At 42.5% G+C, this 22,924-nt stretch carries 17 protein-coding genes, 2 tRNA genes, 2 rRNA genes and 1 riboswitch; of the genes, 10 read left to right on the top strand and 11 right to left on the bottom strand.

The features are described from left to right. Positions 1–43: 43 nt before the first annotated feature. The 5 genes from E3K36_11005 to E3K36_11025 form a co-directional block, all read right to left on the bottom strand. Positions 44–3,047 (bottom strand): 23S ribosomal RNA (locus E3K36_11005). 120 nt (positions 3,048–3,167) lie between these two features. Then, a tRNA-Ala gene (locus tag E3K36_11010) sits at positions 3,168–3,243 on the bottom strand. 21 nt (positions 3,244–3,264) lie between these two features. After that, positions 3,265–3,342 (bottom strand) — tRNA-Ile (locus E3K36_11015). Positions 3,343–3,471: 129 nt separating this feature from the next. Next, positions 3,472–5,065 (bottom strand): 16S ribosomal RNA (locus E3K36_11020). Together the 16S and 23S rRNA genes with 2 tRNA genes alongside form the textbook arrangement of a ribosomal RNA operon. A gap of 309 nt (positions 5,066–5,374) precedes the next feature. Beyond that, positions 5,375–6,355 carry an acetyl-CoA carboxylase carboxyltransferase subunit alpha gene (locus E3K36_11025; protein MCF6155759.1) on the bottom strand — a complete coding sequence of 327 codons (981 nt, stop codon included), beginning with the start codon at positions 6,353–6,355 and terminating at the stop codon, positions 5,375–5,377. A gap of 204 nt (positions 6,356–6,559) precedes the next feature. Here E3K36_11025 and bamC point away from each other — a divergent pair, with 204 nt between their 5' ends. The 8 genes from bamC (at position 6,560) to E3K36_11065 (ending at position 16,792) form a co-directional block, all read left to right on the top strand. Further along, a complete protein-coding gene (gene bamC, locus E3K36_11030) occupies positions 6,560–7,045 on the top strand; it encodes an outer membrane protein assembly factor BamC (protein ID MCF6155760.1) in 486 nt (161 codons plus the stop codon). 136 nt (positions 7,046–7,181) lie between these two features. Further along, positions 7,182–8,978, top strand: coding sequence for an FMN-binding protein (locus tag E3K36_11035; GenBank protein ID MCF6155761.1), 1,797 nt, complete (start codon positions 7,182–7,184; stop codon positions 8,976–8,978). Further along, positions 8,944–9,480 carry a hypothetical protein gene (locus tag E3K36_11040; GenBank protein MCF6155762.1) on the top strand — a complete coding sequence of 179 codons (537 nt, stop codon included), beginning with the start codon at positions 8,944–8,946 and terminating at the stop codon, positions 9,478–9,480. Before E3K36_11035 ends, E3K36_11040 begins: the two co-directional genes overlap by 35 nt. Positions 9,481–9,728: 248 nt before the next feature. Then, positions 9,729–9,838: riboswitch (cyclic di-GMP riboswitch) on the top strand. A gap of 94 nt (positions 9,839–9,932) precedes the next feature. Continuing rightward, complete coding sequence (locus tag E3K36_11045; protein MCF6155763.1) at positions 9,933–10,640, top strand: hypothetical protein; 708 nt, start codon at positions 9,933–9,935, stop codon at positions 10,638–10,640. Between the two features lie 80 nt (positions 10,641–10,720). Then, positions 10,721–11,782, top strand: a complete 1,062-nt coding sequence (locus E3K36_11050) for a radical SAM protein (GenBank protein MCF6155764.1) — start codon at positions 10,721–10,723, stop codon at positions 11,780–11,782. A 397-nt stretch (positions 11,783–12,179) separates the two neighbouring features. Further along, positions 12,180–13,049 (top strand): prephenate dehydrogenase, encoded by an 870-nt coding sequence (locus E3K36_11055; GenBank protein MCF6155765.1) that lies wholly within the window; start codon positions 12,180–12,182, stop codon positions 13,047–13,049. A gap of 5 nt (positions 13,050–13,054) precedes the next feature. Next, positions 13,055–15,946, top strand: a complete 2,892-nt coding sequence (gene purL, locus E3K36_11060; protein MCF6155766.1) for a phosphoribosylformylglycinamidine synthase subunit PurL — start codon at positions 13,055–13,057, stop codon at positions 15,944–15,946. A gap of 459 nt (positions 15,947–16,405) precedes the next feature. Further along, positions 16,406–16,792, top strand: coding sequence for a hypothetical protein (locus E3K36_11065; GenBank protein ID MCF6155767.1), 387 nt, complete (start codon positions 16,406–16,408; stop codon positions 16,790–16,792). Between the two features lie 589 nt (positions 16,793–17,381). Here the strand turns inward: E3K36_11065 and E3K36_11070 are convergent. From E3K36_11070 to E3K36_11085, 4 genes are all read right to left on the bottom strand, one after another. Further along, a complete protein-coding gene (locus E3K36_11070) occupies positions 17,382–18,428 on the bottom strand; it encodes a DUF4209 domain-containing protein (GenBank protein MCF6155768.1) in 1,047 nt (348 codons plus the stop codon). Further along, on the bottom strand, positions 18,337–19,224 hold the full coding sequence (locus tag E3K36_11075) for a hypothetical protein (GenBank protein MCF6155769.1): 888 nt from the start codon (positions 19,222–19,224) through the stop codon (positions 18,337–18,339). The genes E3K36_11070 and E3K36_11075 overlap by 92 nt, the downstream gene beginning before the upstream one ends. Positions 19,225–19,667: 443 nt before the next feature. Further along, the gene (locus E3K36_11080) at positions 19,668–19,853 is read right to left on the bottom strand and encodes a hypothetical protein (protein ID MCF6155770.1); all 186 of its coding nucleotides are present in this window, start codon (positions 19,851–19,853) and stop codon (positions 19,668–19,670) included. Between the two features lie 5 nt (positions 19,854–19,858). Next, positions 19,859–20,092 carry a hypothetical protein gene (locus E3K36_11085; GenBank protein ID MCF6155771.1) on the bottom strand — a complete coding sequence of 78 codons (234 nt, stop codon included), beginning with the start codon at positions 20,090–20,092 and terminating at the stop codon, positions 19,859–19,861. A 429-nt stretch (positions 20,093–20,521) separates the two neighbouring features. On the opposite strand from E3K36_11085, the gene E3K36_11090 reads away from it, so the two are divergent. Continuing rightward, complete coding sequence (locus E3K36_11090; protein MCF6155772.1) at positions 20,522–21,001, top strand: hypothetical protein; 480 nt, start codon at positions 20,522–20,524, stop codon at positions 20,999–21,001. An 11-nt stretch (positions 21,002–21,012) separates the two neighbouring features. Then, positions 21,013–21,327, top strand: a complete 315-nt coding sequence (locus E3K36_11095) for a hypothetical protein (protein ID MCF6155773.1) — start codon at positions 21,013–21,015, stop codon at positions 21,325–21,327. Between the two features lie 112 nt (positions 21,328–21,439). On the opposite strand, the gene E3K36_11100 is transcribed toward E3K36_11095, so the two are convergent. Continuing rightward, entirely contained in the window at positions 21,440–22,078 is a 639-nt protein-coding gene (locus tag E3K36_11100) for a hypothetical protein (protein MCF6155774.1), read from the bottom strand. Next, positions 22,071–22,724 (bottom strand): hypothetical protein, encoded by a 654-nt coding sequence (locus E3K36_11105; GenBank protein ID MCF6155775.1) that lies wholly within the window; start codon positions 22,722–22,724, stop codon positions 22,071–22,073. The genes E3K36_11100 and E3K36_11105 overlap by 8 nt, the downstream gene beginning before the upstream one ends. Positions 22,725–22,924: the final 200 nt, after the last annotated feature.

The following is a 22,924-nucleotide window of genomic DNA, read 5'->3' on the forward strand; positions in this document are numbered from 1 at the left end:
GGTAACAATTGATACTTTGCATCGCAGACTAACAAGATAACAAAAAGTCAAGCTTTTCGACTAATTAGTACCAGTCAGCTTAGTATATTACTATACTTATACCTCTGGCCTATCAACCTCGTAGTCTTCAAGGTGTCTCTCTTTCTCTAAGAAAAATGATATCTAGTTTTGGAGTAGGCTTCATGCTTATATGCTTTCAGCATTTATCCTTTCCGTACGTAGCTACCCAGCTATGCCGTTAGCACGACAACTGGTGCACCAGAGGTACGTCCATCCCGGTCCTCTCGTACTAAGGACAGATCTCCTCAAATATCAAACACCCACGGCAGATAGGGACCGACCTGTCTCACGACGGTCTAAACCCAGCTCGCGTACCGCTTTAATCTGTGAACTCCAGAACCCTTGGGACCTTCTCCAGCCCCAGGATGCGATGAGCCGACATCGAGGTGCCAAACCGCCCCGCCGCTATGGACGCTCGGGGGCGATCAGCCTGTTATCCCCGGAGTACCTTTTATCTGTTGAGCGATGGCGTTTCCACACACAACCACCGGATCACTAGGCCCTGCTTTCACATCTGCTCGACTTATAGGTCTCGCAGTCAAGCTTTCTTCTGCCCTTACACTCTACGTGCGGTTGCCAAGCGCACTGAGAAAGCCTTTGGACTCCTCCGTTACTCTTTAGGAGGAGACCGCCCCAGTCAAACTGCCCACCTAACACTGTCCCAAAACCGGATTCACGGTGTTTGGTTAGAATTTTAACATAGTAAGAGTGGTATTTCAACGTCGACTCCATTCTGGCCAGGGCCAGAACTTCTTAGTCTCCCACCTATCCTACGCATACTGTGCCAAAACCCAATAATAGGCTACAGTAAAGGTTCACGGGGTCTTTCCGTCTTGCCGCGGGTACGTGGCATCTTCACCACGACTACAATTTCGCCGAGTCCCTCGTTGAGACAGTACCCAAGTCGTTACGCGATTCATGCACGTCAGTAATTATCTGACAAGGAACTTCGCTACCTTAGGACTCTCATAGTTAGAGCCGCCATTCACCAGCGCTTCGGTTCTGAGCTTCGCATCCTTTCGGACACTAACCCATTCCCTTAACGTTCTGGCATCGAGCACGCGTCAGTCTCTATACGTTGATTTTAAATCTTAGCAGAGACTTGTGTTTTTAGTAAACAGTCGCCCGGGCCTTTTAACTGCGGCCTCGATTTTACTCGAGGCACTCCTTTTCCCGAAGTTACGGAGTGATTTTGCCGAGTTCCTTAACGAGGGTTCTCTCGAGCGCCTTAGGATCCTCTCCCCGCCTACCTGTGTCAGTTTTAGTACGGACACCATAATAGCTCGCAAACGAGGCTTTTCTTGAAAGATGCTCCGGTTACTTAAAGGCATACGCCCACGTACTCACCTTCGGTGCCATGCGTCTCGGATTTGCCTGAGACAACACCTCCGGCTTGAACAAGCCGTGTCTATTAGGTTTGCTAACCTTCACACCTCTGTCCCCCCATGTTCAACGCTATTATGGTAGCACAGGAATATTAACCTGTTGTCCATCATCTACGCCTTTCAGCCTCGACTTAGGCTCCGGCTAACCCTGGGCGGATTTACCTTCCCCAGGAAACCTTAGGCTTTCGGCGAATAAGATTCTCACTTATATTATCGCTACTTATACCGGCATAATCACTTCTATATCGTCCAAGAGTCTTCACAGTCTCTCTTCAACCTAACATAGAACGCTCTCCTACCACTATCGAATCATAAATAATTCGATAATCCGAAGCTTCGGTAATAGACTTAGTCCCGCAATATTTTCGGCGCAAGAATGCTCGGTTAGTAAGCTATTACGCACTTTTTAAATGATTGCTGCTTCTAAGCCAACATCCTAACTGTCTTAGCACTCTCACTTCCTTTATCACTTAGTCTATTTTAGGGACCTTAGCTGTCGGTCTGGGTTGTTTCCCTTTTGACAATGAAGCTTATCCCCCACAGTCTGTCTCCTATGACTTATACAATGGTATTCGGAGTTTGATTGGACTTGGTAGCCTGGTAGGCCCCAGAATCTATTCAGTATCTCTACCCCCACTATATTCACGCCATAAGGCTAGCCCTAAAGCTATTTCGGAGAGAACCAGCTATCACCAAGTTTGATTAGACTTTTACTCCTCCCCTCAGTTCATCGCCTCGCTTTTCAACGCAAGTGCGTTCGGACCTCCACGAATTTTTACATTCGCTTCATCCTGACCAAGGGTAGATCACATGGTTTCGGGTCTATTATGCACTACATACATTTCGCGCTTTCACACTCGCTTTCGCTGTGGCTTCGTCCCATAAAGACTTAACCTGCAATACATAATAAGTCGCCGGTTCATTATGCAAAAGGCACGCGGTCACACATTATTCTAATTAAAGAACCATAGTGCTCCCACCGCTTGTAAGTTCACGGTTTCAGGTTCTATTTCATTCCCCTAACAGGGGTTCTTTTCATCTTTCGCTCGCGCTACTTGTACACTATCGGTCGCTGAGTAGTATTTAGCCTTAGAGAGTGGACTCCCTAAATTCACACCCGCTTCCACGAGACGGGTGTTACTCGGGTAATTGCGTTAAAAGTGCATTTTTTTTCACTTACAGGACTATCACCTTCTGCGGTTAATCTTTCCAGAACTATTCAGTTAAAAAATGCATTTGTAACTTCCCAGACAGGCCTTGCCCTGTCTCATGCAATCCCCGCGACCCCGGCTATGCAACGCACAAGGGCTTGACACATAACCGGTTTAGGCTTTTTCCTTTTCGCTCGCCGCTACTCAGGAGATCAAAATTTTTTTCTTTTCCTGGAGTTACTGAGATGTTTCACTTCTCTCCGTTACCTTTGATATCCTATATATTCAGATACCAATTCTATGGCATAAACCCATAGAAGGTTTCCCCATTCGGAAATCTCCGGCTCACAGCTTGTTTGACAGCTCCCCGAAGCTTATCGCAGTCTTCCACGTCCTTCATCGTCTCTCAGCGCCTAGACATCCACCATGTACCCTTTTGTAGCTTGACAATCTGTGTTATCTTATTACCCTTACAAACAAAGAGGATCAAATTGCTACCCGTTAAGTATTCACTTTTCAAAGAACAACTTCCACAAACAACACACCTCAAATCTTTTACGACGATTCAAAGTGGTGGAGATGAGCGGGATCGAACCGCCAACCTCTGCCTTGCAAGGGCAGCGCTCTCCCAATTGAGCTACATCCCCTGCTTTAGAATCTTATGAGGGTGATGGGCCTAAGTGGACTCGAACCACTGACCTTTCCCTTATCAGGGGAATGCTCTAAACCAACTGAGCTATAGGCCCAAAACTACTGGCCAACATTTTGGGCCCGCAATCCCACTCTAACAAACTCTCCCTACCACATACCTCGTAAAGAGACTACAAAAATAGAAGTCTTATGCGTGCGTAGCAGCACATCTTTTTTTACTTCCTTAGAAAGGAGGTGATCCAGCCGCAGGTTCTCCTACGACTACCTTGTTACGACTTAGTCCTCCTCACAAAACACACCTTAAGCACTTCCATCCCTTACGGGTTTGGCCGGCGATTTTGGGTGCATCTTGCTTGGGTGGCTTGACGGGCGGTGTGTACAAGGCTCGGGAACATATTCACCGCGGCGTAGCTGATCCGCGATTACTAGCGATTCCTACTTCATGGAGGCGGGTTTCAGCCTCCAATCTGAACTGGGATTGGTTTTATGGGTTTCGCTCCGCTTTACAGTTTAGCATCCCTTTGTACCAACCATTGTAGCACGTGTGCAGCCCGGGACATAAGGGCCATGATGACTTGACGTCATCCCCACCTTCCTCCGTCTTGACGACAGCAGTCTCTTTAGAGTGCCCAGCTTGACCTGATGGCAACTAAAGACAAGGGTTTCGCTCGTTAGGGGACTTAACCCAACGTCTCACGACACGAGCTGACGACAGCCATGCAACACCTGTGGTAGTTATGGACTGGATACCATTCGTCGCCCTTTCGGGTTTCTACTTCTACCATGTCAAGCCCCGGTAAGGTTCTTCGCGTTGCATCGAATTAAGCCACATGCTCCACCGCTTGTGCGAGCCCCCGTCAATTCTTTTGAGTTTTAGCCTTGCGGCCGTACTCCCCAGGCGGGGCACTTAATGCGTTAGCTCCGGCAGAGAGATAATCAAAACCCCTCTACTTAGTGCCCATCGTTTACGGCTAGGACTACCGGGGTATCTAATCCCGTTTGCTCCCCTAGCTTTCGCACACTCAGCGTCAGTTACGGCCCAGAGAGTCGCTTTCGCCGCCGGCGTTCCTTCTGATATCTACGCATTTCACCGCTCCACCAGAAGTTCCACTCTCCCCTACCGCACTCAAGCTATGCAGTTTCGGCCGCCATTCTTCCGTTAAGCGGAAGGCTTTCACAACCGACTTACATAGCCGCCTACATGCTCTTTACGCCCAATAATTCCGAACAACGCTTGCCGCCTCTGTATTACCGCGGCTGCTGGCACAGAGTTAGCCGTGGCTTCCTCCGGAGCCTTAGTCAAGTAAGAATACTATTAACATCCTTACATTTCTTAACTCCCGACAGTGGTTTACAACCCGAAGGCCTTCTTCCCACACGCGGCGTCGCTTCGTCACCCTTTCGGGCATTGCGAAAGATTCTCGACTGCAGCCTCCCGTAGGAGTCTGGGCAGTGTCTCAGTCCCAGTGTGGCCGACCACCCTCTCAGGCCGGCTACCCGTCTTTGCCTTGGTAGGCCATTACCCTACCAACTAGCTGATAGGACATTGACCCCTCTCTGAGCAAATGGAATCTTACGACCCCATCTTTTTGACTATCAATACCAAGGTATCAACAGTTTTATTGAGTATTAGCAGCCCTTTCGGTAGCCCCAATTGCTTGGGACGCTGTTATTCCCATCTCAAAGGCAGGTTATCAATGCATTACTCACCCTTACGCCACTCGATTTGTACCCCTTTCGGGATACTCCCTCGTTCGACTTGCATGCCTAATCCACGCCGCCAGCGTTCGTTCTGAGCCAAGATCATACCCTTCATAATAATATTACAAAGGAGACAGGCAAAGCCTGTCAATCTTAACTTCTTTTAACTCAAAAGCTGACTATATATCAGCTTCACTACTCGCACGCATTTGACTTCTGATTTTTAAAGAACATTTACAATCAACTACAGATCAAATATTTTACATGTATTTCCAAAAGAGTCAAGAAAAAATTTATTTTTCTTAATAACTCTTTTATCTCATTTAATTATACTTCTAAAAATTACAAATGCAAGTACAAAATCTTTTCCCTTTAATAAAGAGCAAAAAACCTCACCAAACTATCACTCTTTAAACAAATCCAGAGTCACAAATTAACGCCAATACCACTTTCCACGTATTTGCCTATTTTCCTATACCTTTCATATCGATTTTCTATAAGTTTGGTAACCGGAATGTCTTTTGTTTCTTCTAAATACTTAATTAAGCGTACCTTAAGTACACTAGCCATTGCTTTAGGATCCTTATGTGCCGCGCCCAGAGGTTCTGGAATAATTTCATCCACTATACCAAAATTTAACAAATCTTTTGAGGTTAATTGCAAAGACCTGGCCGACTCCGGTGCATTTTCGGCATTTTTCCATAATATTACAGCGCAACCTTCAGGGGAAATTACTGAGTAATACGCATATTCCAAAATTGCAAATTTATCGCCAATACCTATACCCAATGCACCACCACTACCGCCTTCGCCTATGACAACGTTAATAATTGGTGTTTTCAATCGACACATCTCATATATATTCTCTGCAATTGCATGTGCCTGTCCCCTCTCTTCAGCTCCAATGTCTGGATTAGCACCAGGTGTATCTATCAACGTAACAATCGGCAAATGGAACTTTTCTGCAAGTTTCATTTTTTGCAGTGCCTTTCTATATCCTTCAGGATTTGGCATCCCAAAATTACATGCTATGCGCTCTTTTGTACTCTTTCCCTTCTGTTGGCCTACAAACAAGAGCTTTTCCTGTCCAATTCTTCCTAGTCCACAAATAATCGCTTTATCATCCCCAAAACGCTTGTCTCCGTGAAGTTCTACAAAATCATCCATTATCATATTCACATAGTCTGCAGCGAGAGGGCGCAAGGGGTGTCGCGCTATTTTGACAATGTCATATGGAGTTAATTTAGAGCACAACCGCATTTGAAGCCTCTCCCGCTTTTCTCTCAGATATTTTATCTCCGCACTCCTGTCAATGTTATCCTTTAGGGAGGTATTTTCCAAATCTTCGATACGATGCTCAATCTCTAATATCAGATTTTCTAGCTCTGTAACAGTTTTTTCAGACAAAAAACATCCCCCTTATAATTACTTATTCCAAAAATGTTTTCAGTGATCTTACTTTACAACAAAAATACCGTTTTTTTAAAGACAATGGCTTTTTGTTTAAATTTTATTAATTTTTCAACCTATTGCAAGTAAATTACTAAATTACAGAGAAGTTCAACAAAGTGTTTGTAAAAGACCGTTATTTTTGTTATTATTTTTATCTTTATGAACCACAAAGGATTATCAAGTACAGGATATGGTATTATAACACTGCTATTATTGATTTTTCTACTGACTGCCACCTTCACGGGATGTGCCACGAGAAGTTGGGGCTATAGGAATATGGCAGCTGTTTCCAGATATTTTGATAGAGATAAGAGTACTGTATGGGATGCAGTACTCCTGTCGTCCGAAGGTATTCCCATTGAAATCAAAGATAAGGAAAATGGCTTTTTAAAAACCCAGTGGGTTAAGGGTTGGTCGACAAAAAGGACGTCTGGGTTACTCCTGGAAGGGAGATGGCAAGAACGTTATCGTCTATTAGTTAAAGTAACCGAAGAACGGGACAAAACCTACGTTTCCATAGACACCCAGATCGAGGAAAAGGCACCGGGTGGTAGTCAGGCATACCGATGGAAACGTATTGTATCGGATGGTACTATTGAGCAAGAATTTTTAAAAAAACTGGAAAATATCCTTAATAATCAATGAATATTGCACAATAGCGCGGCAAACTACAATTGAATTACCTTCCGATTTCCCAAGAATTGACAAGTATGTATCATAGGAACTTATTAAAATATTAAGGTTAGATTTATAAAAAAACGAACCCTTTCAATCAAATTTTATGATGATAAAACGTATATTCTTCATACTCACAATATTTTCTTCTTTACCATTTATCCTAGTACCATTCATTTCAAGAACAGCAAAGGCTCAGAGAGAAGTCGAGCCGTCTGAAAATTTCCAAATACAGACTTATCTCACAGAAGAACAAGCAATTGCCCTTGTCTTTCCTGAATGTGATGAAATTGTTACTGATGTATTTTTAATGACTTCGGAAGAAAAAGGTAACCTTGAAAAACTTCTTGCCAGAAGACTTTACGAAGATGGATTTAAGGTTTATATTGGAAAAAAGGAAGGGGTTATTCAGGGATATGCAATTATTACTGAGGAGATTGGAAAGTTTCATCCATTTACCTTTATTGTCGGCGTAAACCCAAATGGGAAAATTAATAATATAGCCATCCTAGTTTATCGTGAAAGCCGCGGCGGGGAAATTGCAAAAAAACGTTTTCTCTATCAATTTATTGGCAAGTCTCTTAAAAATCCAATTAGAACAAATAAGGATATCATCAACATTACAGGGGCAACCATGTCCGTACAGTATATGTGCGCTGGTGTGAGGAAGGTACTTGCTGTCATCAGCGAATATTACCTCACTGGCAAAAGAAGTGTCAATAATATTAAACTATCAGCCGGAAATACAGTGACACTTGAAAAAGAAAAATCCTTAGATACGAAAAGCGGATCTCAAAATACAAAGGGTAATGAGATCAATGTTCAAAAAACAACCAGAAACCTGGAGCAAAACAAAAAAAAGAACAGTAATCCCGAAGAGTTACCATCTGACATAAAACTCTTGAAACAAACTCGCATGATCATGGGCACCTTTGCTGAGGTGTCAGTATATTCAAGTGATGAAAAAACTGCTGGCAAGGCCATTGAAAAAGCGTTGGATGAAATGGAACGCATGGATCGCATTATGAGTAATTACAAAAACAATACTGCACTTTCCCAATTAAACAGAAAGGCAGCAAAATCACCTTTTCCCTGCCAAAGAGAACTTCTCGACGTAATTGAACAATCGCAATATTACAGCGAATTAAGTAACGGTGCCTTTGATATTACTGTCTCACCAGTCGTCGCCTTATGGGGATTTTTTAACGAAAAAGGTCATGTCCCATCCGATAAAGAAATAGAAAGGCTTCTACCGGCAGTCTCTTACAGGAACATTGTAATAAGGAAGAATAACGACCCGAAAAAACCAGACACTGTATTCTTAAAAAATACAAAAACTCAAATTGATTTGGGCGCAATAGGAAAAGGGTATGCCGTAGATAAGGCATTGGAAATCATAAAAAAATTTGGCATAAACAATGCCTGTATTAATCTTGGAGGTAATATTTATGTACTTGGCACACCTGCGGGTAAAAATGAATGGAATATTGGCATACAACATCCGCGGGACAGAAATGAGATTCTAGGCTATCTGGGACTTAAAAATGAAGCCACAGCCACGTCAGGAGATTACGAACGTTTTTTTATAATCAATGGAAAACGGTACTCCCACATCATAGACCCCAGGACAGGAAGACCCGTAAATGGGACGATAGCAGTAACGATCGTCGCTCCCACCGGTACGGAGGTCGATGCGCTATCTACCAGTGTCTTTGTCTTAGGTCCAGAAAAAGGCATGAAGCTTATCCAGGATATTCCTGATACTCATGCCATGATTGCATATGAGGGAAAGGATGGAAAACTCATGATTGATATGACAAGGGGTTTTGCAGACAAATTCAAAAAAACCAGTGTTCAAGGAGAAGACAATGTCGGGTGGCATGTGGTCGCTTCCAATCAGTAACAAGATTTTTTTTACTTTTTTCCTATCTATCATGGCCATTGCCATCGGCATTGGCTTCCTGAATTATTATGAGAGGACGGGCTTTTCCGCTCAAAAAACGATACGGTACTATTGTGGTGATAAAGAGGAAGAACTCGATACCCCACTATCGGCTGAAGAAAACAGATTAAAACTTGAGGAAGGGTTGTTTTTCCCAAAATCCTATCGGGAGCTACTAGAAGTTACCCACACGCATATTTTTTCAATCCCCATTGTCGTATTTATTCTCTCCCGTATTATGGCCATGACTCATACACGCGAAGGATTAAAGATTACGATATATGGAGTTTCATTTATGGGGATTCTATTGAATATTGCAGCCCCGTGGCTTATCAGATACGCATCCCCTTACCTTGTGATCACCTTTACCATCTCCAATATACTCCTCATTCTGAGTTTTGGGGCATACATCTTTATCCCCCTTTACGAAATGTGGTTTAGAATAGATCACAGTGCAACATAGCCTCAACCAAATTCACTTCCTCCACAATTTCATCAGTAAAAAAATTTAGCACTTTTAACTCAAGAACAGGCATTCCTGCTACTTCTTTAGTAGGTATTTCCCTCATAAGCATTTATGTATTTTTGTAATTACGTAATTAGCGCAAAGGATCAAAAATGTTTTGTTTTTTCTTGACATAACACATTATATATGCTATAGTTGCGCACCTTTTTCGATTCAGCAATAACCTGCGAACCAATAATAAAAAATCCCGATAAAGGCAAACCCTGAGTGATTGGGGGGCGCAAAGGAAAGGGTCTTTTGTAGAGATGCATTGCAATGCATCTCTATTTTAATAAAAGACAGCCTTACTGCCGAAGATGTTCTCAATGATATCTTTGCAGTAAGGCTTTTTTATTTTATAGGTAACCACAAACTATAGCCAATCTTTATAAAGAAAGGAGCGGATAATTATGGAAGAGAAAGAAAAAAGAATCAGGGTCAAGATTCCCATGCCATCCATTGCGTTAAAGCGTTTTATAGAACGGACCATAAAAGACGATGATTTCTTCCTTCTGGCCCTGGAGAACCCTATGGGGGCCATGAAGGAGTGTGGCGTCAAACTCGACACTTCGGCATTTATTCCTTCCGACTTTGCCACCTTATTTGGGGCATTATCAGGTCTCAGAGAAATGATAAAGAAGAATAATATCAAGGACTTAGGCTTTGAAAGGATATTTGGGTATGCAGCGGAAATTCATGGGGCATCCCTGAGGATGGAGATATCGCAGGGCTTTTTCAAAGAGTGGGATAACAGAGATGCCTTAGCGCAAAAAGGGAAATGTTTCTCGGCCCTCCAAAATTTTGAGGCCGACAGGGAACGCAGCGCCACCAGCGCAAAAGAACTCTGCCAGAGTCAGGAAGTAAGGATTGAAATGGAATTTGTGGGTGTGACCAGCTCATCATCTGAGACTTTTAGAAATCAAAATAGAGAATGGGATAATGCAGATGCAGTTCAAACACGAAGAAGCGAAACAGGCACTACCCAAGGCTTCCAAAAGGATGGGCAAAGATCCCTGGAAGATCTCCTCAGCGGCCCGCTTATTCACCCTCAGGACCTGGCGACCATCTCTGCCAGGATAGATGCTTTTGTAAAGATTAAGGAGGAAACCGGCCTTTGATAAACTTATTGAAAATATTTCTCGTTTCTGGAGTTGCTTCCGTGAAGTAGGGAAAACGTGAACGAAATAAGGAGTGTCGTATGCTTTCGAATCTTGTTTTTTCAACTACCTACCAATGTCCCATAAGTTGCCGTTACTGTGGGGCTGAGTGCGGCCCCAGGGAAACAGCCCGCCTTTCCTTGCAGGACATGATTACGATCGTCGATCATGTCTTTTCTTACGGAAAACTAGAACTGGTTGTCTTTACCGGCGGAGAACCATTCCTTTTAGGAGAAGACCTGAGAAGGTGTGTAGAGTATTGTGCGAAAAAGGAGCTTTTAACCAGAATTGTCACGAACGGGTTTTGGGCTAAAAATCCACAGACTGCAAGAGAAATTATGAAGATTTATAAGGATGCCGGATTGACCGAAATAAATTTTAGCTGCGATGATTACCATCAGGAGTTTATACCCCTGGAACGGATAAAATACGCCAACGATGCCTGCCTTGAGCTTGGATTCCCTGCCCTGATCGGGCACAAAACGATGAAAGGGTGCACGCTTTCGATAGATTATCTTGAGCAATTTCTGGAGGTTAAACTCGCACGTTTTGACCCGCGGGAAAAGAATCCCGATAATAATGTTGTTTCTACAGGTTATACGGTGCCTGTTGCAAAAGACATGCACCTCATCCCCGATGACGAGATCCTGTACCCGCCTTCTGATTACCACTGGAAGGCACCGTGTTCATCCATCCTTCAGCGGGTGATAATTACCCCCCGCAAAGAACTCTCCATCTGTTGCGGTATGATCCCAAGAGGCGTGAAAGAGATCGTATTCGGAACTCTTGACGACTATACACTTGAAGAACTCATAACCATGGCACACAATGATCTCATCGTAAACTGGCTTGCACTGGAGGGTCCCTATGGGCTTATGAAGTTTATACTCCAGAAAGACCCAAACATACCCTTTCGCAAGCAGTATGTTAATATCTGCCACTTATGCAGCGAAATCTTTACCAGGAAAGATTGTAGAAAAATCCTTTCTAAATATGCTCATGAAAAAGCGCTAGAAATCTCTCTGGAAAGATGCCTTTATGATTACATAAGAACCAAAGAATTTAAAGAAGGCACCGTTTTAACAGAGTCAACGCCTCTGTAACCTGCCACGCTTAACCCTTGAGGGTTAGAGAGGCACATCTTGATTTCTATTTGTTCTTGATTTTCTTACGACGTTTTTCAGTATTTTTACTCTATGGCAAGGCAATGGCGTATAGCAATTGAAAAGTCATAATTAAGTGTCACCACTTCACAGGCTGTTTTGAGAATCAACTTTTTGCTGAATTTTCATCACATAAGTCTTATAATTCAATACCTGAATTTTTGCAATCTTGTATTCTCGGACAGCCTGTTCATCTCTAATTACAAGCCTGTCTATTTTATCACAGTTAAGAAAATTTATTTTCCAAACCACTTAAAAATATTGACAAAAACAAATTTGACAGGTAACATTTTACGTTCTTTGTTTATTCACAAAATTTTATATCTATCATGATTCAATGCAATTCGGAACAATCTGTATCATTGGCCCGGGACTTATTGGTGGATCCATTGGTCTGGGACTAAAAAAAAGAAATTTGGCAAAGACCATTATCGGCGTGGGTCACAGGGCTTCATCTATCGAAAATGCCCTTAAAATGGATGCCATTGATATCGGGATTTTAAATCCTGAGGAGGCTGTAAAAGATGCGGATATTGTAATACTAGCTACAGCCGTAGACAAAATTATTGATACGGCAAAAAGGGTTATCCCGTTCATGAAATGCAACGCCATCCTCACTGATGTGGGGAGCACAAAAAATCATATTGTTGAACACATAACAAATAATATGAGAGAAGACATCGCCTTTATCGGTGCTCATCCCATTGCAGGCTCAGAACAAAGAGGTGTTGATTTTGCCTCGCCAGACCTTTTTGTAGGCTGCAGCTGCATCATAACGCCTCCAAACAAAAATTTAAAAGGGTTGGAAACAATTTCTTCTCTGTGGCAACTTTTGGGAGCTAAAATACTATATTTAACTGCAGAACAACATGATGAAATACTTGCGTACGTAAGTCACCTGCCCCACCTGATTGCCTCATGTCTGGTGAATTCCATCAAACAAGAACATCTCGTTTATGGCGCCAGTGGATTAAGGGATGCAACAAGGATCGCATCCGGTGACCCGGAGCTATGGATAAATATCTTTGATCAAAATCGCGAAAATGTTATAAAATCAATTGACCAATTTATAGCGGAACTTGCTGGATTTAAAAACGATCTCCTGAAGAAAAACAAGCCTATGGTACTCGACAGATTGCAAAAGGCAAAGTTGGCACGTGATAGTGTGTTTCACAACAATTCAGAAAACCAAGGTACAAACAAATAAATCCTGTGTACTCAAGAATTGAAGTATTTTTTAAAAACGAATTCCCCGACCCTTTGGGAAACAATATACGGTCAGAGATCGAGGCATTTGGTTTCCAGGGTGTTACAAACGTCAGGGTCCGCCAGGTTTATATCATCTTTGGGAATGTAAGGAAAAACGACCTGGACACTATTGCAAAAAAACTCCTGGTGGACACCATTACGCAAGATTATCAGATTTCGGACTTCGTTGTGAGCGCTCAGTCGAACGATTTCGGATCTCGGATTGGGGATTTGGGACATCATATTCTTGAAATTAGCCGTAAGCCCGGCGTCATGGACCCTATCGAGCAATCGGTTTTGAAGGCACTTCGTGATATAGGAATAAGCATAGATGGTGTTAAAACCGCCCAAAAGTATCTAATCGATGGAAATATATCAAAGGAAGCAATCCGCAGCATAGCAACTAAAGTCCTTGCAAACACAAAGATAGAAGATGTCTTTATTTACCCCAAAACACCCAATTACGATCATGGCAATATTCAGTATTCCTTTAAAAAACAAACCATACCTCTATTACATGCAGACAATAAACAATTGGAAGAGATAAGTATCCGTGGTCAGTTATCCTTAAATTTACCAGAGATGCAATCTATCCAGCGATATTATCAGTCCATGAACCGGGAACCTACCGACATTGAACTCGAGACAATTGCCCAGACATGGTCTGAACACTGCGTCCATAAAACCTTCAAAGGTATCATAGATTTCGATGGAAATAAAATCGATAATCTCCTGCAAAACACCATCATGAAGGCCACAAAAGAACTGAATAAACCCTGGTGTGTCTCTGTATTTAAAGACAATGCGGGCATTATTCAGTTTGATGACTATTACAATGTTTGTTTTAAGGTAGAAACCCATAACCATCCGTCCGCTATTGAACCTTATGGGGGCGCCAACACGGGCGTTGGAGGTGTAATCAGGGACATTATGGGTACAGGATTGGGGGGCAAACCCATCCTTAATACGGATGTATTTTGTTTCGGTCTCCCGGATACCCCGCTGGATAAAATCCCCAAGGGCATTTTACATCCAAAAAGGATTTTCAAGGGCGTTGTTGCAGGGGTTAGAGATTATGGCAACCGCATGGGCATCCCCACTGCCAACGGCGCCATCTTCTTTGATGAGCGATATATTGGCAATCCATTAGTCTTCTGCGGAACTGTAGGTCTTATACCCAAAAACAAGTGTCAAAAAGAGGCCCATCCCAATGACCTCATCGTTGTTGCCGGTGGCAGGACGGGACGCGACGGCATCCACGGTGCCACATTCTCCTCAGCAGAATTACATGAACAATCTGAACAGATGTCCGGAGGCGCTGTGCAAATCGGCAATGCCATAACGGAAAAGGCGTTGTTGGACGTGCTTTTACAGGCCCGTGACAAAGGACTGTACAATTGCATCACCGATTGTGGTGCGGGTGGCCTGTCCTCTGCTATTGGGGAAATGGGTCAAGACCTGGGAGCCTTGGTAAATTTGGAAAAGGTACCTCTGAAATACGAAGAGCTCTCCTACACCGAAATCTGGATCTCCGAGGCGCAGGAACGTATGATACTCGCCGTCCCACCAGAAAAAGAAAACGACATCCTTGACCTATTTAAGGCTGAAAACGTTGAGGCAACGGTCGTAGGAAGATTCGCCAATGATAAAATATTGCGCCTGTTTTACCATTCTAATCTGGTTGGCGAAATAAAAATGGATTTCCTCCACAAAGGTATACCAAGATTAGAACGCAAGGCTACGTGGCATAGACCTGTCTTTGAGGAACCTGCACTACCCGAAAAAGAAGATTTTGGAACCGATTTAAAAAAGATACTTTCTGCATGGAATGTCTGCAGTAAAGAATGGGTCATACGCCAATACGACCATGAGGTACAGGGCGGAAGTGTACTAAAACCCCTTCAAGGTATACAGAATGATGGGCCAGGTGACGCCTGTATTGTTACCCCGGTGCTGGGGTCTAAGAAAGGTATCATCGTATCCAATGGGATGAACCCCCGATACGGCGACATAGACCCCTATCACATGGCCGCCTCCGCTATTGATGAGGCGTTGCGGCAGATCATAGCCGTTGGTGGGAGTTTAGAACAGGTTGCACTTTTAGATAACTTCTGCTGGGGCAACACCAACAAACCAGACCGACTCGGCAGCCTTGTGAGGGCGGCACAGGCCTGCTACGACATTGCTGTCGCATACGGAACCCCATTCATCTCCGGGAAAGACAGCCTGAATAACGAATTCGTTACTGATAAGGAAACGATTGTAATACCCCCGACCTTACTCATCTCTGCTGTTTCGGTGATGGAGGACGTGCGGAATGCCGTATCCATGGATGCCAAAGAACCCGGCAACCTGGTCTATATTGTAGGTCTCACCCGACCAGAATTGGGTGGTTCACACTATTATCATATACATGGATACAAAGGGAACAATGTCCCAAAGGTAGATGCCGTCTTAGGGAAAAATGTGATGAATGCCCTATCACAAGCAATAAAATGCAGGATTGTAAAGTCGTGTCATGACTGCTCAGAAGGCGGTCTTGCCGTTGCTACCGCAGAAATGGCATTCTCAGGAGGATACGGCATGACACTCAACCTATCTGCAGTGGCTACAGAAGGGACTATTCACAGAAACGACACCATTCTCTTTTCTGAATCAAACAGCCGTTTTATTGTTGAAGTACGACCTGAGCATCAGAAACAATTTGAAACACTCGTAAAAGATATTCCATGGGGACTATTGGGAAAAATCACATCTGAACCGATCATCAAAATCACCGGTCTAAACAAAAAACTCGTTATCCACGAAAACATTTACGATCTCAAAGAAGCGTGGCAAGTACCGCTCAGATGGTAAAATGTAGTGAACGTTTTAAATAAGTTGACATGTAATAGTCATTGCGAGCGACAGCGAAGCAATCCCACCCTTAAGATTGCTTCGGGCTAACGCCCTCGCAATCACAACTTTCCTTTTGCTTTTACTATAGTTAATTTCCGTTTGAAAATTGTCTTTAAATAAACCACCACTGCTTGTTCCCGAACTCCTGTTTGGGAACACACTTTTAGAGAAACTGAGTTTCTCGTCCATTACACTCCCAAACAGAAGTTTGGGAGCAAGCAGTTGAAAGATATCTTTCAAAAAGCTAAATTGTTACCCAGTTCTTATATTCACTGAATCCGGTCTTGAAGGACTGACTTCGTCGTGAGCACTCAGTCGAACGATTAACCATAAGCAAATCCACCCTATTACCCACAAAATACACGAAAAATCACGAAATTCAATACCAAAGAATGGAAGGGTTGTAAATATATTTATATGTGCTATACTAACTTCATGAAAAACGGGAAAATTAAAAAGTATACAAATTTAAACGAAAAATACTTACGTGACGCTGAAATACTCCTGCGTAAGGGCAATCTGTCACAGGCATCTGAAAAACTCTGGGGTGCAACGGTCACGATCGTTAAAGCAATTGCCGCACAACGCAGGAAAACGCTGAAAACCTATGAGGGTATGAAGTTCTTCATGGCAGAGATTGCACGAGAGATCAAAGACGAAGGCGTCAATAGCATATCACTCATAGCGGAAGGGCTACATCAAAACTTCTATGAAAACGCAGAACACCCAGATTCTGTCAAAAAAGGTGCAAAGACGATAAAACAATTTGTCACACTGATGCGCAACCGGTTTGGCCTTAACTAATCCACCTAAAATTTATTGAAGAGTTCAATTTAAGGAAACTATGCCGAATATAAGACAGTGGGTAGAAGGAAACGCCGGGACAGGATTTATCCTGCTGCCATTGGAGTTACACAAGGTACCGGCTTATGCCTGAAATATCTTCCATGTCAAGCAGAGATTTGACGCGATTGCCGGAAAAAGGCAATTGAAATTTACCGATGAAAAACTCGGAAAACTCCTTGCTAGGTAAGCTTGAAAACTATAAAAGGATTCTGATAATTGATAAATGAAGGTTTGATCCTTACCACCCCCAACGCAAGAAAACCCTTGCAATCATCTTTTTTTTCATATTGAATTTTTTGGAGAAGATGTTTTTAAAATTGATCCATCTTCAGATACACCTAAAAATGACTGCAACATCAAAAAACAAGTCTTGCCCCCCGCAGCCTATACCAAAAAACACTTCAACACAAATATTCCCCTCTTGTGAGGAATAAAAGATAATATCTGAATATTGAGGAGTTAGTTCTTCAGTCACATATTTTTCCTCCAAACAGGTGGAATTGAACATCTATGCCCTTCCAGTTCCTCAATGGTGTACCGTTCTATTTTACTTTTTGTGATTTTGCCAAGGAATAGAGTTTATCATAAGGCGAAGGCATAACCACCATAAGTAAATTGCATAAACAGACTCCGCCCTATCGGCTTCCAGTAATCCGTGTGCCATTTCATTTCGTAGATTCGGACCAACAGCATCCGACAATAATGCCTTAAATTCAAAAATTAAATTCTTATCCATGACTTTTTCAATATCAGGATTATCCAGTAAAGCGCTCAGTCCATTTTCTGTCTCTATACCATTTGAATCCAGAGTCGTCGTTTTGAGTCCGCTTTGCTTCATAATCATTCTGACAAGATGTTCTAATTGAGGAATGAGTATATGCGTGGACACAACGAAATCACGCTCAAATCCAAAGAAAAGACCTTTTGCCCATAACACTTCACGACCAGGAGGAATTACGTGAGAGCTGCGGCATAATGAAAGCAGAGTTACTTCTATCAACCTATGTTCTGCATTGACTACTTGCAATGCAGGTAAGATATGCGCTTGAATAACCAATCCGATATCCGATTGATAATGCTGAAGCATTTCTTGCCAGATAGGCTGCTGCGTTTCTGGACTATCCGTATTATCAAAGCTAAATCCAGGTGACTTTGCAGCAACTCTCCCCTCTCGTGTTATATGTGTTGATGTACAAAGCCGGCATAAAATAGAGTGTTGCATGCCTTTCTTAGCACTCTCGCGAATTTGATCAACGTTCGCTCCCGGATATATGTTTGCGAATGCCAACAACACATCCGGGAAGTTGCGTCCCGCGACATAGTTTCGGCTTGCTTCAACAGACTGGCTAATATCAAGTCTAGGCGTTTCAATTCGTCTCATTTCACCTAATGCAAGTTTATTCGCTTGATTCATCTTTTTGTGGAGATTTTCGATACGCTCATCAACTTTGTATGCAGCTCTTTCTTTTTTTGGTATTTTCCTGAGGATCTGAATTGCACGCTCAAAAAAAATTACCCGCAACCATATTGCTCGGGTTATCACCTGAAGCTCTTTGCTCGGCCTCCGAAACCCATATTTCAGCCATGTTGACATACAGGTAATGAACCTCTGTCTCTTTATTGATTCTTTTATACCACCTTATCGCACCTTCAAAATATTCCATCGAACAATGCCAGTCCCGGGCATCTTTGGCGTTTTGAGCAAAGATACTTAGTTTAGCGGCAACATCATTTGACCTGCCTTCCTCCAAATAGGCTATCTCAAGCAGGTCGGCCAACCAGAGAGCATGAGATTGACCGCTGAAGTCGGCCGCTTGAAATTCGGAGAAAATGGAATCTTGGATGTTTTGAAGTCGGTTACCGGTACCGTGCTTCAACATCAGTGCCAGCCTTGTTGCCCTACGCCATGCCTCTTTTCCATCTTTTAGAAGGTTTTCTACATCAAGTGGAAATTGTATATACGAATCAATTGCACTTAAGGCATATTGTACTTTGCGCGGTTTCCCCACAAGCCAAAGTATGTCAGCAATGCGAGCTTTTAAATGGTAATCCTCAATTTCAGGCAAAATGCCTTCGAAGAAAAAAAGGTCAGTGTTAGTAAAATCTGCGGGGACTGCAGAACGCTTTCCATGTATAACCATAAAAGGCTGAAACGGTTCATTAAAGCTTTCAGGGTTCAACATCATTGAACATGCATCAGCAAGAAGCCACAAAACTTTTCCCTTCGCTGAGTTACCATCTTCCATAGCGTGGCGTGCAGCTTTCGAAAATGAGTCCCAATAACTGGAATAGCCATGCTCACCTGCATTCTCAATTGCTTCACGCCAATTAGAACTTCGAAAATCATCAACTGTAATAATCAAATCATTTGGGTAACGTTCGGTACTCATACTTTCACACTCACTTCTCTACTCATCAACAAGGAATATTCATAGAAAAGACCTTTTATAATTTCTTATTAAAAGTTTAAGTAGAAATCAAAAAGAAAATGGCGATAAAGGGTCTTGCCGTTTACCTCTTTCAAAATGCTTTGCTGCACGAACAGATTAACCAGTCCATTAGCTGCTTTTGTGCTCTGTCTGCATATTTCCTCTGCCTCCGATCCGGCTTGAGGAAAGTGCAGGGTCAGGAAAGTGCAGGGTCAAGACCTTCATATTTTAATTGCCAAATATGTCCGAATTAGGAAGGTCTGATCCTTACTGACCTTTAAGAATTGAACCCATCATTTCACCGCACGGCGCAGATGGTTCAAAGTTGAGCATAAAAGATAAGGGCGAATACTCAGACTCGCCCTTTAAACTGAAGTTAATGCTTGTTCAACTTCTACAGGAAGTTAGATCAATATAAAATGACTGCGATGATAAAGATAGTCTTCCCCACTTTCATCAATTACCCGAAAAAAGTCATCCTTCTCTGCCCTTTCATCAGGGATGACTTCATAAATCTTGCGTATGATGAGAGATGCTTCGTAATCTGTGTTATCAATACAAATAGCAAAACGTTTTTTGGCAGTGTTCATCGTTATCAATCCAAGTAATGCTTTATTTTAATATCCTTTCGACCAATACCATGAGCTTCATACCAGTGTAATTCTACTCGTCTAATGTTGCCATTGGGTAATTTAACGAGTGCAATACCCTTCAGTTTTCTCCATCGACTATATCCATAAGTCTTTTGTAAGTAGGCCAAATTACGGATACTTGAACCGATGGCAATGACTTCTATATCCTTAATTTTGCTGACGATCTCAAATTTCACAGATATAATTCTGTACGTTTAGTTGAGTGAAGCAAAACCCAACAATTAAGATCATTCATGCCCCTATTTCCCCATCAAAGGTAATCTCAGTACTTGCTTCCCAACCGCTAGCATAATCGCCTTACTCCTTTACTGTCAAATAAAACCATACATCATCTGGATAAAGACAGTCTATCTTAAGGCCAAAGGAACAATCTGAGCCTTGAATATATATCTTAATGATTCTAGCATTCTTTCAAGTTCATGTGTGAATTTCAAACCGGCAGCAACACCCTATATATGTTTGCAACTGTCACAGGCATAAAATCCGCAACTAATAAAAATATCCTTTTCAGTAAAGGAGCACCTTATTAGGCGAACCTATCTGTTAATCCTTTGATGATTGTAAGGTATTATAGTTGAATAAATTCATACAATCAATGTGAAAAAGTGAGTATACTAAAGGGAAAAAAAGGCAATCCAACGAATGACAAAGAAAGGCGCAATGCCATAATATCATCCATTTCACATAAAGAATCCCGTCTCGCTGAACTCGACAAGGAACGGAACAATGTACTTGCTGAATTGAAGTCCCTTAATGCCGAACTTTTAAAACTCGTCAATCATACCCCTGATATCACAGGCAACGAAACCGATTCTCCCCACAAAAATATCTCTAAAATATCACGCTCTGAGGAAAAGATTGCCTTATTTAGAAGCCTTTTTCGTGGGCGTGTTGACGTCTACCTCCGCTTATGGATAAGCAGAAAGACCAGCAAAAAAGGGTTTAGCCCGGTCTGTAATAATGAATGGGTCGATAGGGCATGTGAAAAACCCAGGGTAAAATGTAGTGAGTGCTCTCACCGGTCTTTTGCTCCTGTGGAACAGATAGCATCGTCAGGGAACATCTTGAAGGCAAGCATACCATAGGCGTCTATCCGTTGCTTACCGATGAGACCTGCTGGTTTCTTGCAATAGATTTCGACAAGGAGTCGTGGTCTAATGACGTTACCGCCTTTATGGAGACATACAGAAGTCTAAAGATTCCAGCAGTCCTGGAAAGATCCCGTTCGGGTAAAGGTGCTCATGTATGGATATTTTTTCTGCACCTATATTGGCTTCAAAGGCGAGCAGATTTGATCTTGACAGGCGGTGCCTGTCATACCCCTGAAAGAGGTCTGGCATGCACCGCTAAGATGGTGAAATATTTCACTTTTCACTTCTACTTCATTCGGTTTACACGAAAAGAGTTGTAAATCTAAGGGCATGGGCGGAGATATTGCGTGTACAAGACAATTTTTAAGAAAGTCTTGATCCGGACGAGAACTCCGATTTTCGTGTGATCACCATATTGTCTCTTATTGAACATTAATGCTCAGAAGATCCTGTAATAATTTCTGCCGTTGTCGTGTAAACATAATCTTTAACAAAACCGTCACTGACAATTGCTTCGACCCCTGCAGCATAAAATGTTATCGGGTCGGTGGCATTGCTGGGGGCTACCCATTTGAACTTCCACTGTTTCTTTTTGATGCCCTTGTAAGTATGCTCGATATATTTTTTTTTGTCCTCTTTTTTAAGCCCGCGATAATCGTTTGGGGGAATGACCTGCGTGGTATTCCCTATTTTTTTGAAAACTCCGACCCTTTTCCCGCTGGCATCAACTGCAGTCATCTCAAACCCGTACGATATCCCCTGTGAATTGCTAAAGGATACCTGTATTTTGATTCTCTTGCCGGCGGAATACGTGGACGGTGCAATAATTGAAAACTTTGCATTACCAGAATTGAGGCTGTAAGAATTATGACACTCGTTCATATTACAAGTACCCTTGTCACCAACTGCACCTGTTCGATAGGCTGGAGGACCTTCAGGCCAGGCTCCTAGGGGATTTGCAAGCAAAAGATAGGTTGCCATGTTCAATATAAGGCACAAGATAGATTTTCTTAAAATTTTCATGTGATCACCTGTTTTCGTAAACTTAAAATTGATCCGATCTTTAGTCATGATGCACAGCTTCGCGATGTATGTTCATTTTCCCGGCAACTTTCAAAGGGTACTCTTTTTTATTCAGATAACCCGCGTCGTAGGTTTTAAGCGTAGGCTTTATTTTAAAACTTATTGTAACAAAAGACTCGGTAATGACTGCTTGACACTTTGAGATATATGCGTTTGCAAATCTCACTATTTTACCGCTTTTTGTAACACCACCACCATTGGTTATAGAGAAACATTCATCCAAACCCAACGCATCCTGTACGGTTTTCCCATATTTGTTCAAAATCCTTTCTAAGACGTCAGCCATGCCATCTTCGCACAAATCTAACGGAAATTTTTTGCTAGTCACACTATATTTATTTTTCCTGTAAGCATTTACCGTTGCAGTTCCCGCATTCAGGATGCTACCACACTCTGAGTCCTCAGATGCCAACTCAAATTTGAATATCGCCTCATCAAAATTACCGTTGGTTTCGTCATGCCCCCACTGAGTAATATCCGCCACTCCTTTGACCGACCCTACTATCTCCTCATTCAACCCGGATATCGTGATAGTCCCGTCAAAATTAACCGTCTGATGGGCAAATGTTTGGCACTCGAAACCAAAAGCAACCACAAACAAAAAAACAAGAATACTCGCAAGACATTTCTTCATGTAATCCTCCATTCGATAATTAAAATATGTCAAATTTATATGAATTATGATGTTTTTTCCTCTGATTTTATCTTTTTACTGTTCGGCCGCTGAAATCCAGTCCGTAAGGTTGAGTTGATGAATTCCCCAAAATTATACCACGAGGTACCGGACGGTTTTTTTCCGCCCAGTACCTCTTACAAACCTAAAACCTTTTTAAA

This window comes from Candidatus Brocadia sp., from assembly GCA_021646415.1.
Lineage (GTDB): Bacteria > Planctomycetota > Brocadiia > Brocadiales > Brocadiaceae > Brocadia.